Origin of the sequence: Nonomuraea sp. NPDC003804, from assembly GCF_040610675.1 — a bacterium.
Lineage (GTDB): Bacteria > Actinomycetota > Actinomycetes > Streptosporangiales > Streptosporangiaceae > Nonomuraea.
Genome location: NZ_JBEXMT010000002.1, coordinates 431,243 through 445,404, shown reverse-complemented (window position 1 = coordinate 445,404; position 14,162 = coordinate 431,243). Strand labels below are relative to the sequence as shown.

13 protein-coding genes and 1 tRNA gene are annotated in these 14,162 nt (G+C 69.4%); 5 read left to right on the top strand and 9 right to left on the bottom strand.

Annotation, left to right across the window (positions count from 1 at the left end):
• Window positions 1–493: 493 nt before the first annotated feature.
• On the top strand, window positions 494–892 hold the full coding sequence (locus tag ABZX22_RS04305) for a hypothetical protein (protein WP_354905966.1): 399 nt from the start codon (window positions 494–496) through the stop codon (window positions 890–892).
• A 47-nt stretch (window positions 893–939) separates the two neighbouring features.
• Window positions 940–1,164, top strand: coding sequence for a hypothetical protein (locus ABZX22_RS04300; RefSeq protein ID WP_354905965.1), 225 nt, complete (start codon window positions 940–942; stop codon window positions 1,162–1,164).
• Here ABZX22_RS04300 and ABZX22_RS04295 read toward each other — a convergent pair.
• The 4 genes from ABZX22_RS04295 to ABZX22_RS04280 form a co-directional block, all read right to left on the bottom strand.
• Window positions 1,161–1,829, bottom strand: coding sequence for a response regulator (locus tag ABZX22_RS04295; protein WP_354905963.1), 669 nt, complete (start codon window positions 1,827–1,829; stop codon window positions 1,161–1,163). The genes ABZX22_RS04300 and ABZX22_RS04295 overlap by 4 nt on opposite strands.
• Window positions 1,826–4,288, bottom strand: a complete 2,463-nt coding sequence (locus ABZX22_RS04290; protein WP_354905962.1) for a DUF4118 domain-containing protein — start codon at window positions 4,286–4,288, stop codon at window positions 1,826–1,828. Before ABZX22_RS04290 ends, ABZX22_RS04295 begins: the two co-directional genes overlap by 4 nt.
• A 9-nt stretch (window positions 4,289–4,297) precedes the next feature.
• Window positions 4,298–5,041 (bottom strand): antibiotic biosynthesis monooxygenase, encoded by a 744-nt coding sequence (locus ABZX22_RS04285; protein ID WP_354905961.1) that lies wholly within the window; start codon window positions 5,039–5,041, stop codon window positions 4,298–4,300.
• Between the two features lie 264 nt (window positions 5,042–5,305).
• Window positions 5,306–5,884, bottom strand: coding sequence for a DUF1707 domain-containing protein (locus tag ABZX22_RS04280; RefSeq protein ID WP_354905959.1), 579 nt, complete (start codon window positions 5,882–5,884; stop codon window positions 5,306–5,308).
• 183 nt (window positions 5,885–6,067) lie between these two features.
• Between ABZX22_RS04280 and ABZX22_RS04275 the strand changes: the two genes are divergently transcribed.
• Window positions 6,068–6,463: a hypothetical protein gene (locus ABZX22_RS04275; protein ID WP_354905958.1), complete on the top strand. Its 396-nt coding sequence runs from the start codon at window positions 6,068–6,070 to the stop codon at window positions 6,461–6,463.
• Between the two features lie 68 nt (window positions 6,464–6,531).
• Here ABZX22_RS04275 and ABZX22_RS04270 read toward each other — a convergent pair.
• The 5 genes from ABZX22_RS04270 to ABZX22_RS04250 all read right to left on the bottom strand — a co-directional run bounded on the left by ABZX22_RS04270 (window position 6,532) and on the right by ABZX22_RS04250 (window position 12,256).
• Window positions 6,532–6,605: transfer RNA gene (locus ABZX22_RS04270), tRNA-Met, on the bottom strand.
• A gap of 45 nt (window positions 6,606–6,650) precedes the next feature.
• Window positions 6,651–9,560 carry a UPF0182 family protein gene (locus ABZX22_RS04265; RefSeq protein WP_354905957.1) on the bottom strand — a complete coding sequence of 970 codons (2,910 nt, stop codon included), beginning with the start codon at window positions 9,558–9,560 and terminating at the stop codon, window positions 6,651–6,653.
• 143 nt (window positions 9,561–9,703) lie between these two features.
• Complete coding sequence (locus ABZX22_RS04260; protein ID WP_354905955.1) at window positions 9,704–10,750, bottom strand: PDZ domain-containing protein; 1,047 nt, start codon at window positions 10,748–10,750, stop codon at window positions 9,704–9,706.
• Between the two features lie 10 nt (window positions 10,751–10,760).
• Window positions 10,761–11,186: a molybdenum cofactor biosynthesis protein MoaE gene (locus tag ABZX22_RS04255; protein ID WP_354905988.1), complete on the bottom strand. Its 426-nt coding sequence runs from the start codon at window positions 11,184–11,186 to the stop codon at window positions 10,761–10,763.
• Window positions 11,183–12,256, bottom strand: a complete 1,074-nt coding sequence (locus ABZX22_RS04250) for an NAD-dependent epimerase/dehydratase family protein (protein WP_354905986.1) — start codon at window positions 12,254–12,256, stop codon at window positions 11,183–11,185. The genes ABZX22_RS04255 and ABZX22_RS04250 overlap by 4 nt, the downstream gene beginning before the upstream one ends.
• Window positions 12,257–12,335: 79 nt before the next feature.
• Here ABZX22_RS04250 and ABZX22_RS04245 point away from each other — a divergent pair, with 79 nt between their 5' ends.
• Together ABZX22_RS04245 and ABZX22_RS04240 are read left to right on the top strand one after the other, a co-directional pair.
• Entirely contained in the window at window positions 12,336–13,583 is a 1,248-nt protein-coding gene (locus ABZX22_RS04245) for a zinc-dependent metalloprotease (protein ID WP_354905953.1), read from the top strand.
• Window positions 13,580–14,140, top strand: coding sequence for an NUDIX hydrolase (locus ABZX22_RS04240; protein WP_354905952.1), 561 nt, complete (start codon window positions 13,580–13,582; stop codon window positions 14,138–14,140). The genes ABZX22_RS04245 and ABZX22_RS04240 overlap by 4 nt, the downstream gene beginning before the upstream one ends.
• Window positions 14,141–14,162 lie beyond the last annotated feature (22 nt).

Genomic DNA, 14,162 nt, shown 5'->3' with positions numbered 1-14,162 from the left:
ATCACATAATGCATTTGACGAGGTGTTGCATGATATTTTCATGCACTGGCTTTTAACACACTGTTGAGTTCTCAAGAAACGGACGCGTTCACCGTCAACCACCCGGTCGCACTCGCTTCGTTCGTTGTGTCTCTATTCTTTCAGCCCCCGCGATCCGAGTCAAATTGACTCTTTTCGCGAAACCTGCCGAGAATTTCGACCGCCCCTTTCAGGGCAACCCCTTGAACCTACCAGCCGATCCGGACAGATGCGAACCAACCGGGCAGGTGATCAAGGTGTTGGGGTGTTCGCGCCGCACTCCAGCGGAGCGGGGCGACAGCTCAAACTCTAGCAGGACTCCGGAGGCACTTCACGCCACTCAGGCAACCTTGCGGTCATTCCCACCCCACCGACTCGCCAAACCTCCGCGCCTCGCAACCAGATGGCAAGCCATCCGCAACCGCTTCCCGGTACGAAGTACGCACGAGCTTCTGCGCCCGTGGAGGTGCCCACCATGACCCGCTCGGAGTTTGACGACATCCGCGCCGCGATCGCCGACGAGGGCAATCGCGCCAGCGACCTGCTCAGGATCGCCGGCACGCTGCTCGACGACCTCGAGCACGTTCGCATGCGCGAAGCCGCCCTGCGGACGTACTACCTGCGCCTGCTGACCGCGGCCCGCGCCACGGTCGCCGCGGAGTCCGCCGGCGCGCCCGAGCCGCTGGTCTTCCTCAAGCACGAGCTCGACGCGCACGGCCAGCTGCCGGCCGATGACGAGACGGTCCTGCGCATCCTGTCCGACGCGCGCACCGCCGCCGCGCTGCTCGCCGCCCTCGACCAGCCCGTCGGGGCCAAGCGGACGGGGCTGCGACTGCGCCGCTGCGTCGGCAGCGGCCGTTCACTCCGCCGGTGAAACACGACACTCCGCATCAGTCGCCGCAGAGTGAGTATTCTGGTGCTATGAGTGATCAGCCGTACGAAATTTCCCACGACATGGGCGATGACGTGCAGGAATCCTCGATTGCCATGTACAAGGACAGCTACCCGCTGCGTCACCACATCGACGAGATCGACGACGAGTGCGCACGAGGGATCTTCCGGTGGATGAACGAGGAGGACAACCGCGTCACCGACGCCCATCCCGATCCTCTGGAGGAGCCGAGATCCTTCAACGAGGATCTCTAGGGTTGGAAGCGGTATCCCATCCCCGGCTCGGTCAGGAGGTGCACCGGGCGAGCAGGGTCGCGCTCGAGTTTCCGCCTGAGCTGGGCCATGTACTGGCGCAGGTAGTGCGTCTCCTTGAGGTAGGCGCTCCCCCACACCTCCGTCAGCACCTGCCGCTGGGTGACGAGCTTGCCGGGATGGCGTAGCAGCAGCTCGAGGAAGTGCCATTCGGTGGGCGTCAGCCGTATCCCACCGGAGATCGTCTTGGTCGCCAGGTCGACCTCATGGTCGCCGATCCGCACGGACGGCGACTCGCCGGCGGACGCCTGCGTCCGCCGGCTGACCGCGCGGATGCGGGCGAGGAGCTCGTCGATGCTGAACGGCTTGGTCACGTAGTCGTCGGCGCCCGCGTCGAGGGCGTCGACCTTGTCGTCGCTGCCCGCCCGGCCCGACAGGACGATGATGGGCACGCTCGTCCATCCGCGCAGCCCGTGGATGACCTCCACCCCGTCGAGGTCCGGCAGCCCGAGATCGAGGACGACCAGGTCGGGGTGCCAGTCGGCGGCCTGGCGCAGCGCCGACGTGCCGTCCTCCGCCACCGCGACCTCGTACTGCCTGGCCGCCAGGTTGATTCGCAGGGCGCGCAGCAGTTGCGGCTCGTCGTCGACCACCAGCACGCGGATCATGCGACCGCTTTCAGAGAGACGATCATGGTGAGTCCTCCTCCTGGTGTCTCCTCCGGCACCAGCGTGCCGCCCATGGCTTCGGTCAGCCCGCGCGAGAGGGCGAGCCCGAGCCCGACCCCCGTGTGGTTGTCGCGGTCGCCCAGCCGCTGGAACGGCAGGAACACCCGCTCCTGCGCCTCGGGAGGGATGCCGGGGCCGCGGTCGATGATCCTGATCTCGACGGTGGACCCGTAGGAACTGGCCGTCACCAGCACGGGACTGTATCTGACGCCGTTGCCCATCAGGTTGACCAGTACCCGCTCGAGCAGCACGGGATCGGCCATGATGTCGGGCAGGTCGGCGGGCAGGTCGACGCGCACCAGGTCGCCCACGTCTGCCGTGGCATGGGAGACGGCCTCCTCCACGGCCACGTGCTCCAGCGCGACCCCGAGCACGCCTGCCTGCAGGCGGCTCATGTCGAGGAGGTTCTCCACCAGCCGGTGCAGCTTCACCAGCGACTCGTCGGCCGTGGCCAGCAGCTCCCGCCGGTCTTCCTGGCTCCAGTCGATCTCGGCGCTGCGCAGGCTCTCCACGGCCGCCTTCGCCGACGCGAGGGGTGTGCGCAGGTCGTGGCTGACCGCCGCGAGCAGGGCGGTGCGCATCCTGTCGGCCTCGGCCAGCGGGCGCGCCGCCTCCGCCTCCTTCCGCAGCCGCTCGTGGCGCAGCGCCACCGCGGCCTCCGCGGCGAACGCCTCCAGCACGCGCCGGTCGGCGGCGTCCAGCAGCCTTCCCCGTACGGCGAGCACCAGGTCCTCGTCGATCACGACGTCCGTGTCACCCGTTCCCGGCGCGGTGCACGGCGGGCCGCCCGCCATCGACACGATCCGCCAGCCGTCCCCCGTCCGCTCCAGCAGCGTGACCGAGGCCAGCCCGTAGATCTCGCGCAGCCGTTCGAGCAGCGGCTCGCCCCGCAGGACCTGCCCCGCCAGCGTGGAGAGCACCTCGGCCGCGGCGCCGGACCCGGCCGCCTCCCTGGTACGGCGGGCCGCCAGGTCGACCACCGTGCTGACCATCGCCGCCACGAGCACGAAGATGACCAGCGCGAGCAGGTTCTCCGGCGCGTGGATCGTCAACGTGTGCAGGGGCGGCGTGAAGAACCAGTTGAGTAGGCCGAACCCGACGACCGCCGCGGTCAGCGCGGGCCACGTCCCGCCGACCAGCGCGACGCCCACGACCATGAGGAAGAACAGCAGGATGTGGGTGGTCAGCGTCAGGCCGCCGTCGAAGGGCAGCAGGACCGCCGTGAGCAGCGGCATCCCCAGCAGCGCCATGGCCCAGCCCGCCAGCCGGCGCCTGCGGGTGAGCGCGGCGCGCCCGGTCGACTCCCTGCCGGCGCCGTGTGCCGCCTCGTGCATGACCAGGTGCACGTCGATCGAGCCCGACCGGGCCGTGGTCGTCAGGCCCACGCCGAGGGAGAGCAGTCGCGCCAGCCTGCCCCTGCGGGAGGCGCCGAGGACGAGCTGGGTGGCGTTGACGCCGCCGGCGAAGTCGAGCAGCGCGCGCGCGACGTCGTCGCCGACCACCTGGTGGTAGCTGCCGCCGAGGCTTTCCACCAGCGCCCGCTGCTTGGCGAGGCCGGCCGGGTCGGCGCTGCCGACGAGGCCGTCGCCCCTGGTCACGTGGACGGCCATCAGGTCGGCGCCCTTGGTGCGCGCCGCGATGCGGGCGGCCCGCCTGATGAGGGTCTCGCCTTCGGCGCCGCCGGTCAGCGCCACGACCACGCGTTCGCGGGCCTCCCAGGTGCCGGAGATGCCGTGGTCGGCGCGGTAGCGGTCGAGCTGCTCGTCGACCTTGCCCGCCACCCACAGCAGGGCCAGCTCGCGCAGCGCGGTCAGATTGCCGACGCGGAAGTAGTTGGCGAGGGCGGCGTCGACGTCCTCGGGCGCGTAGACGTTGCCGTGGGCCATCCGCCGTCTGAGAGCCTCGGGTGACATGTCGACCAGCTCGATCTGGTCGGCTCGCCGTACGACCTCGTCGGGCACGGTCTCGCGCTGCGGCACGCCGGTGATCTGCCGGACGACGTCGTTGAGCGACTCCAGGTGCTGGATGTTCACCGTCGAGATGACGTCGATGCCCGCGTCGAGGACCTCGTCGATGTCCTGCCAGCGCTTGGCGTTGCGGGAGCCGGGCACGTTGGTGTGGGCCAGCTCGTCGATCAGCGCGATCTTCGGCTTGCGGGCGATGACGGCGTCGACGTCGAGCTCGGTGAAGTCGGCGCCACGGTGGCGCAGGTGCTTGCGGGGGAGGATGTCGAGACCGTCGAGCAGTTCGGCGGTGCGTGTGCGGCTGTGGGTCTCGACGAGACCCACCGCCACGTCCTTACCTCGGGCGGCGGCCCTGCGGCCCTCGCCGAGCATCGCGTAGGTCTTGCCCACACCGGGGGCCGCGCCCAGATAGATCCGCAACGTCCCCCTGCCCATGGCTCCAGACTAGGGCTTGTACGGTGGCCTGCTCCCCCAGTCCCACCTGGGCACGGGCTCCTCGCGGGGCGCCTGCGCGCGCGGACCGGAGAAGTAGAGCGCCAGGCGCGTGCCCCACTCGACGTAGCCGGCGAACGCCGCCCTGAACTCCGCGTCGCGCGGTAGGCCCACCTCGTCGGCCGCGTCCATGAGCAGGTTCACCCAGCGGCGGCGCTGCTGTTCGGTGATGCCCTTGCCGAGGTGCTTGGAGACCATGTGCGTGTGGCCGCCGCGCTCGCGCGTGTAGGAGTCGGGGCCGCCGAAGACCTCGCCCAGCCACATCGCCACGTACTTCGGGTGCCCGGGGTCCATGGCCGCGAACAACGGCCCGACCAGCTCGTCCTTCTCCACCTTCGCGTAGAAGATCGCGGTGAGCCGGTTGAACGCCTCCGCGCCGCCCGCCCACTCGTACAGGGTGGGTTCGGTCTTGGTGATGACCTGCTCGTAGTGCCGCATCTCCTCGATGTTCGACACATATGGCTTGATCTCCGCGAAGAATGCCGCGAAGTGGTCGCTCTTTCTGAAACCCTCCAGGTGTCCCTCCGCGGAGGTCCACTCGATGCGCAGGATGTAGCACTCCGGCTCGTCGACGCAGCGGGAGAGCTCGTAGTCCAGACACTGCGGCGACTCGCCGAGAGGGACGACGGCCCGCCGGTAGGCGGCCTCGAAGCCGTCCGCGTCGGGAACACGATAGCGAATGTACTCTACGATCACGTAATTATGTAATCACCATGCGAGCTTCTCCACAAGCATGGAATATCTTGACTTATCCGGTCACACTCGGTCTGTGGATCCGCTCCTTTCCTGGCTCATCAGCGCGCTCCTCCAGTTCGTGATCGTCTATTTCGCCGTACGGCTGGCGCTGAAGCACGACCGCGACAGCCGTAGCAGCCCGTGACGTAGATCGGCCCGACGCCTCGACGCGGCCGACGGGACCACCAGGCCGCCGACCTGCGCACGACGCAGGAGGTTTCGCCCTTACGCCCGCGACGCGACGTTCGTCCCCGGTGGCCTGCGGTAGCGGATCCAGACGTCCCCGCTGTCGAGGTGGCCCGTCATGCGCAGCACCACCCCGTCCTGCGCGGGCGGTTCGGGCGGCTTGTTGTGGACGTGGCCTGAGCGGGTCGTCACCTCGTCGGTGCGCACCCACCAGCCCCTCGGCACGACGATCCAGATGTCGCCGAACAGCGAGTCGCACCGGACGTCCATGGACACCTCGCGGTGCGGGCACGTCGCGCGCATGAAGTTGATCCGCACCGTGCCCCACCCGCACGCGACCTCGATGCGCGGCGGCACCACCCAGTGGCCGACCTGCTTGACGCTCCTGGCCCACCCCGTGGACAGTCGCAGCACCTCGGGGACCTCGAACCGGTCGGGGTCGGGCAGGTCGGCGACGATGCCGTCGAGCTCGCCGCAGGTCTGGGCGGCGTAGGCGCGGTCGAGACGGTCGTTGAGCTCCTCGGTGCCGATGCGCCCGTCGCCGACCGCGAACCGGAGGATCCGCGCCACCCGATCCCTGTCGCTGTCGCCGGCGCGGAGCCTCGCCCGATCCGTCATGCCTTCACAGTAGTGATCGACGTCACTCCGGGCCAGAGCCGATGATCGGCCGCGCTCGACGCCGCCCCGAAGGGGGCACCCGATGTCGTGAACAGGCTGCAAGCTGCACGAAAGGAGCCTAAAAGTCGAAACAGCTAGAAAGGTGCAGGAATCACTACAAATCTCATGTGATCGGAGCCTTTGGTGATCAACTTCAAGCGCGCTCTCGCCGTCAGCGCGATCGCCGCCTCGGCCCTGGCCGTTCCGGTGACGCTGGCGGGCAGCCCCGCCGGCGCCACCACGAGCAAGGCAGGCGTCCAGTCCGTCACAACGGATGCCACGTCCCACCCGTGCACGCGTAGACACAGTGACGAAGGCCGACCCTGCGGCAAGCACGAGACCGTCAAGCCGCCAGACGACCCCGCCCTGCCCGCATGCGCCCGCCCGGAGAACCAGACGCACAACAGCGACCCGTGCAACCCCGGCCCCATCGGCAACACCGATCCAGGCGGCACGAACGATCAGCTGTCCGATTGCGCCCGCCCCGAGAACCAGACCCACAACAGCGACCCGTGCAACCCCGGCCCCGTCGGCAACTGAAACCGGCCGACCGTCTCCGGGCATGGAAAAGGCCCCCAGGGATGATCTCCCTGAGGGCCTTTCACTAGTAGCGGGGGCAGGATTTGAACCTGCGACCTCTGGGTTATGAGCCCAGCGAGCTACCGAACTGCTCCACCCCGCGTCGGCGTGTGTCTAAAGACTATCGGCGACGCGGGGCTCGTGCAAATCAAGAACTCGGCGTGGGCGAGGGCGTCGGGGAGCCGGTCGGCGAGGGCGTCGGGCTCGTGGTGGGCGTGGGAGTGGGCGACGGCTGGACGGTGACGTTGCGGCCGAGGGCGTTGAGCGCGTCCTGCAGGCGCTTCTGCGCCTCGCCGTACTTCACCCAGTCGGGCGGCGAGCTGGCCAGCGCCTTGTTGGCGTCGTCGTAGGCCTTCTGGGCGTCGGAGATCAGCTTGGCGGTCGCCGAGGCGTCGGCGGGCTGCCCCGTCTGCTGCTGCTCCTGGCCGGTCTGCTGCTGGGCCGCCTTGCCGCTGAAGACCTGCTCGAGGGCGTCCTTCAGGGTGTTGCCCGAGCCGACCGTGCTGCCGTAGGCCACCAGGACCCGCTTCAGGATCGGGAACGGCTCCTGGCCGGCGGCGGCCGCCGTCTGGACGTAGACCGGCTCGATGTAGACCAGACCGTCGGCGAAGGGCAGCGTGAGCAGGTTGCCGTAGCGGACCGTCGCGTTGCCCAGGCCGAGCAGGTTGAGCTCGCCGGAGAACTTGTTCTGGAAGTTGTTCTGCGCCTGACCGGGGCCCGGGATCGAGGTGTTGGACGGCATGCGCAGGATGCGCAGCTTGCCGTACCCGGGACCGGCGGTCGCGTCGACCGCCATGAAGGCCGCCAGGTTGGGACCCTGGCGCGGGACGAAGGTCGTCGTCAGCGAGAACGACGGCGACTGCTTCGGCATCGTGGTGGTCAGGTAGTACGGCGGCTGCTTGACGTCCCTGTCGCCCTGGGAGGGGTCGAAGGGGACGTTCCAGAAGTCCTGGCCGCTGTAGAAGGCGTTGGCGTCCTCGATGTGGTACTGCGACAGGATGTCGCGCTGCACCTTGAACAGGTCCTCGGGGTAGCGGATGTGGTCCTTGAGGCTCTGGCTCATCTTGGCGGCCGGCTGGATGACGCCGGGGAAGGCCTTGCTCCACGTCTGCAGGATCGGGTCCTTGGGGTCCCAGGCGTAGAGGGTGACCGTGCCGTCGTAGGCGTCGACGGTGGCCTTGACCGAGTTGCGGATGTAGTTGATCTGGTCGCGGGGCTGCGGGGCGACCACGCCGCGCAGGGTCGTGGTGTCCTCGGTCATCGACGCCAGCGACTTGCTCTGTGAGTACGGGTAGTCGTTGGACAGCGTGTAGGCGTCGACGATCCACGTGATGCGCCCGTCGACGATCGCCGGGTAGGGGTTGCCGTCCAGCGTCAGGAACGGCGCCACCTTGGCGACGCGGTCACGCGGGTTGCGCTCGTAGAGGATCTTGGAGTTGTCGTTGATGTCGCTCGACAGCAGGATGTTCTTCTCACCGTACTTGGCCGCGTAGACCAGGCGGTTGAAGAACGAGCCGACCGGCACGCCGCCCTGGCCCGTGTAGGTGGTGTTGGCCTGGCCGGTGCCGCCGCTCTCGGGGAAGTCGAGCTCCTGGCCCTGGCCCGCCTCGCCCTTGGGGCCGCCCGCGATGACGTACTCGGTGTCCATCTGCTCACCGAAGTAGACGCGCGGCTCCTTGAGGGTCTCGCCGAGCGAGCCGATGACCGGCATGTCCTTGGCGTCGAAGTTGGGCAGGCCCTCGGAGTCGACCTCGTTGCCAGGGGCGGCGACGAAGCCGTAGCCGTGGGTGTAGACGAGATGCTTGTTGATCCAGTTGTTCTGCTGGGCGGGCGGGCCCGTCAGCTCGCGCACCGCGACGACGTGGTCGCGGGGCACGGGGCCGACGCCCTTGTAGCGGTCGACGTCGAGCTGGGTGGGGAAGTCGTAGAAGCCGCGGATGCGCTGCTTCTGCTGGTAGGTCTTGGCGACCAGGTTGGGGTCGAGCAGCCGGACGCCCGACACGGAGACGTCGCCGTCGGCGGTCACCTTGCTGGGGTCGGACTGCGCGGAGTAGGGGATGACCTCGCTGCCCGCCACGCCGTAGGCGTCGCGGGTGGCCGCGATGTTCCGGCCGATGTAGGTCGCCTCGCGCTGCTGCTGGTTGGGCTTGACCTGGAACTGCTCGACCAGCGCCGGGTAGACGCCGCCGATCAGGATGGCCGACAGGACCAGCAGGCCGAAGGAGACGCCGGGAAGCATGCCGCCGGGCCGTACGACGCCGGCGAAGAACAGCGCGGCGCAGATCAGCGCGATGATCGCGAGGATCGTCTTGGCCGGCAGCACGGCGCTGACGTCGGTGTAGGAGGCGCCGTTGACGAAGCCCCGGTCGGAGAAGACCAGGCCGTAGCGGTCGACCCAGTAGGCGACCGCCTTCAGCAGCACGAAGACGCCCAGCAGCACCGACAGGTGCACGCGGGCGGCGCGCGAGGCGTGGACGCCGGGCGACTGCAGCCGGAACCCGCCGTACAGGTAGTGCGTGATCGCCGCCATGATGATCGCGATGATCACCGCGGTGAACAGGAAGTTCAGCACCATCCTGATGAACGGGTAGTCGAAGGTGAAGAAGGAGATGTCCAGGCCGAACAGCGCGTCCGTCTTGCCGAACCGGGTGCCGTTGGCGTACTGGAGCCACGTCTTCCACTGCCCGGCGAACGACGAGCCCGCGAACAGCGCGAGCACGGCCATGCCGATGATGAAGATCAGCTTGCGGTGGGGGTCGAGCGCCAGCCGGTAGCGGTCAGCGCCGCTGCCCCCGCCGAACATGGCGGGACCGAACATCGGACGCATCCTGAAGGCCAGCAGCATGTTGCCGCCGACGATGCCTGCCATCAGCAGCGCGCCCACCACGAACAGCCCGATCTCGGTCAGCAGCACACCCGAGAACACGGAGGTGGCCTTGACCGAGTCGAACCAGAGGTAGTCGGTGTAGATGCCCGAGAACAGGAAGAAGAACGCCACGATCGCCACCAACGCGATCGCGACGGGAAGAAGCAGTCGCGGTCGGCGGGGCAAACGCATCCCCCGACCGGGTCCTGGGGTCCGGAATGCCAAGGCCAACCCCTCGTCGTGATGAACAAACGGTCCGTGATTGGCAACCTACACCGGCTCGGGAGAGCTGACGAAGGATGCCGTACGGCTAACGCTCGAGGACCCGGGAAAGTTCATCCCGCAGAGCAGGAAGGCACCTCGCCCTTGCCCGACCTGATCGCGTCGAGCGCCTGCATCGCACCGTGGAGCGTCTCCGCCTTCACCAGCCGCAGCCCGTCGGGGGCCGCCTTGACGGCCTCGGCGCAGTTGTCGGCCGGGGTGAGGAAGACCGTCGCGCCGGAGTTCTTGGCGCCGACCATCTTCTGCGCGATGCCGCCGATGCCGCCGACCTTGCCGTCGGGGGTGATGGTGCCGGTGCCGGCGATCGACTTGCCGCCGGTCAGCTCGCCGGGGGTGAGCTTGTCGATGATGCCGAGGGCGAACATCATGCCGGCGCTCGGCCCGCCGACGTCGCCGACGCTGATGCTCACCTTGAACGGGAACTTGTACTTGGCCTGCATGACGATGCCGACCATCGCGGTGCCCTGCTTACCGGCGACGGAGGTGACGGTGACGTCCTGCGGCTTGCCGTCCCTGATGACGCCGAAGACGATCTCGTCGCCCGGCTTGTGCGCCTTGACGGCCGCGGCGACCTGATCGACCGCGGTGACCGGCTTGCCGTCGACGGTGCGGATCTCGTCGGACGGCTTGAGCCTGCCCGCCGCCGGCGCGGTCTTCTCCACCGACAGGACGGTGGGCACCATGGAGTAGTCGATCTTCAACTCGGTCAGGGCCGCGGCGGTCGCGTTGTCCTGCGAGTTGGTCATCTCCGCGGTGTTCTCCTGCTCGACCTCCTCGGCCGTCTGCTCGCGCGGGAAGATCGACTCCTCGGGAACGACGGCGGTGGTGGGGTCGACCCAGCCGCGCAGCGCGGTCAGCAGGTCGGGCCTGGCCTGGGGGCCACCCTGGTAGGAGACCGTGACGAGGCTCAGCGTGCCGCTCGTCGGGTAGGTCTGCCGGTCGCTGATCGTGATGACCGGCTTGTTGTCGACGGAGCCGATCGTGTTCTCGGTGGGCCCCGGGCTCAGCACGACGTACGGCACCGTCACCCAGGCGCCGGAGATGCCGAGTGCGAGCACCAGGAAACCGGCCACCAGCAGGGTGAGTGCGCGTCGTGACATGGCCATGAGCTTATTCGCAGGCGCCGACCCACTCGGCCGACCCGTCGGCGAACACCTGGTGTTTCCAGATGGGCACCTCGGCCTTCAGGTCGTCGATCAGCCTGCGGGACGCCGCGAACGCCTCCGCCCGGTGCGGGCACGCCACCGCGACGATCACCGCGATGTCGCCCAGCTCCAGGTCGCCGACCCGGTGGACGGCCGCGAGCGCCGTCACGGGGAAGTCTGCGGCCACCTTCTCGGCCACGCGCCTCAGCTCGTCGACCGCGCCGGGGTGGGCGGAGTACGACAGCCGCGTCACCGCCTTGCCGTGGTCCTGCTCGCGGACGGTGCCGACGAACAGCGCGGTGCCGCCGGCGGCGTGGGAGCCCACGGCGGTGAACACCTCCTCGACCGACAGCGGGGTGTCGCGAATGTCCAGCAACCGAATCACGCTCAGAGCCTACGCTTCTTTCGCACCTGCCTGACGATGGCCGCGGTGCCGATCACCGCGACGGTGGCGCCGGCCGCGGTGAGCGTGGCCTCCTTGACCGGCAGTCGCCTGCCGACCACGGTGGTCCTGTTCTCGCGCAGCTCCAGCAGTTGCTCCAGGGCGGCCTCGTTGGTCCACGCGGGCTTCCAGCCCGCCTGGCGCAGGCTCGCGCAGTCGACCACCCAGGGGTAGACGACGTAGTGGAGGTCCGTCGCGGGGGCCGGGGTGATGCCGAGGCGGTGCAGGCGCTGCGCCGTACCGAAGGTGATGCCGGCGGGCAGCTCGAAGCCGCGGATGCCGGACAGCTCCTCGACCTTCTCGTGCTCCAGCCAGCCCTCGGAGCCGACGGCGACCACGCCGGTGACCAGACCCCTGGCGGCCAGTTCCAGGGCCGAGACCAGGTCGTCGACGTGGCAGAACTGCCAGCGCGGCGAGCAGCCCTTGACCTTGAGCAGCCGGGGCGACTCGAAGTGCCTGGTGATGACGGTGTCGATGCCGGGCCCGACGATCGCCGCGGGGCGCAGCACGGTCACCTCGAGCCCCGGATGGCTGCGCGAGGCCCTGCGCACCAGCGACTCGATCTCGAGGTGGTCGCCGACCACGCCGGTGTCGGGCTCGGCGGCGACCGCGGCGTCTTCGGCCAGCGGCACCTCGTTGTCGGGCGCCGCGCCGTAGACCATGGCGCTGGTGACCAGCACCACACGGCGCACGCGCGCGGCCGCGCTGGCGGTCAGCACCGTCTGGGCGGCGCGCAGGTTGTAGGCGCGCCGCTCGGCGGGATCGGAGTCGAGCCCGTAGTCACCGGCCAGGTGAACCAGCACGTCGATGTCGGAGATCCGGTTCGCCAAGAGCGGATCTCGCACGTCGATCACCCGCCAGGTGACGTCCTGGACGTCGCCGCGCTCCTCGTCGATGGCCACCACCCTGCGGAAATCCGCGTTGGTGGCGAGCTTCGCGACGAGCTCGCGGCCGATGCCTGAGGACGCGCCGGTGACGGCGACGACTGGTTGGCGCGGGCGTTTCGAGGTAGGCACCAGGTCCTCACTTTGCACTGATCCGCCGCAGGACGACTAACGTGGCGGTTGTGGACTCCTCCATCCTGCACGAGGTAACGCGGTGACTGACCTGCCAGGTCGCGAAAACGACCCCAACGACAACCCGTTCGCCATGTTCGGCAACCCTGAGCAGATGGCTCAGGCGATGCGCCAGTTCGCCGACATGCTCTCGGCGCCGCAGGGCTCAGGCCCTGTAAACTGGGACATGGCCAAGAACATCGCCCGCCACGCGGTGGTCGCGGACGGCGATCCGAGCGTGATGGAGGGTGAACGCCGGCAGATCGTCGACGCTCTCCAGCTCGCCGACCTGTGGCTGAACGAGGCCACCGCGCTGCCCAGCGGGGTGTCCAACCCGCAGGCGTGGAGCCGTTCGGAGTGGATCGAGAACACGATCCCCGTCTGGCGCAAGCTGTGCGAGCCGATCGCCGAGCGCATGGTCGAGACCATGGGCGGCACGATCGGCGGCGCCGACCTGCCGCCGGAGGCCCAGCAGATGGCCGCCCAGCTCGGCCCGCTCATGGGCATGATGAAGCAGATGGGCGGCATGATGGTCGGCCAGCAGATCGGCCAGGCCATCGGCTCGCTGGCGCGCGAGGTGATCGGCACGACCGACATCGGCCTGCCGCTGTCCGACACCGCCGCGCTGCTGCCCGGCGGCATCGCCGCCTTCAGCAGCGGCCTGGAGCTGCCCTCCGACGAGATCAGGCTCTACCTGGCGCTGCGCGAGGCCGCCCACCACCGGCTGTTCCAGCACGTGCCGTGGCTGCGCGCGCACCTGCTCGGCGCGGTCGAGGAGTACGCCAGAGGCATCACGCTCGACACCTCCGCCCTGGAGGAGCAGATCCGCGGCCTCGACATCAGCAACCCGCAGGCCCTCCAGGAGGCGCTGAGCGGCGGCGCGCTGCTCAAGCCCGAGGAGACCGAGCGGCAGAAGGCCGCCGTGGCGCGGCTGGAGACCATGCTGGCGCTGGTCGAGGGCTGGGTCGCGACCGTGGTCGACGCCGCCGCCGAGGGCAAGCTGCCGTCCGCGGGCGCGCTGGCCGAGACGGTACGGCGGCGCCGCGCGACGGGCGGGCCCGCCGAGACGACGTTCGGCACACTCGTCGGCCTGGAGCTGCGGCCCAGGCGGCTGCGCGAGGCCGCGGCGCTGTGGCAGGCCGTGGTCGCCGACCGGGGGATCGACGGGCGCGACGCGATCTGGGCGCACCCCGACCTCATGCCGACGGCCGACGACCTCGACGCTCCCGACACCTTCGTGAAGGGCGAGGCGGCCTGGGACATCTCCAAGCTCGAGGACGGCGACGCTTGACCCTCCACCGCGACGCGGTAGCCGTACTCACGGGCTGGAAGGCCCCCACGGAAGCCGAGGAGGAGCTCAGGCGCGAGTTCCTCGAACACCTGCGGCGGCATCCCGACGCCATGACCCGCGGCTGCGCGCCCGGGCACCTGACGGGCACCACCGCCGTGCTGTCGCACGACGGCGCCCGCGTGCTGCTCACGCTGCACCCGAAGGCGGGCATGTGGCTGCCGATGGGCGGCCACTGCGAGTCCTACGACGGCTCGCTGGCCGGGGTCGCGCTGCGCGAGGCCACGGAGGAGTCGGGGATCGCGGGCCTCCGGTTGCTGCCCGGGCCGCTCGCGCTCGACCGGCACAAGGTGTGGTGCCACCCGCCGCACAGCTGGCACCTCGACGTGGAGTACGCGGCCGTCGCCCCCGAGGGAGCCGAGGCTGTGATGAGCGACGAGTCGCTCGACCTGCGGTGGTTCCCCGTGGACGACATCCCCGAGCTGTCCGACGAGGCCACGAGGCTGCTGGCCAGGCGGGGCCGCGACGTTCTCACGGCGACTTCACGCCCTCTCGGTTAGAGTCCCCTCACACAGGGGGGTT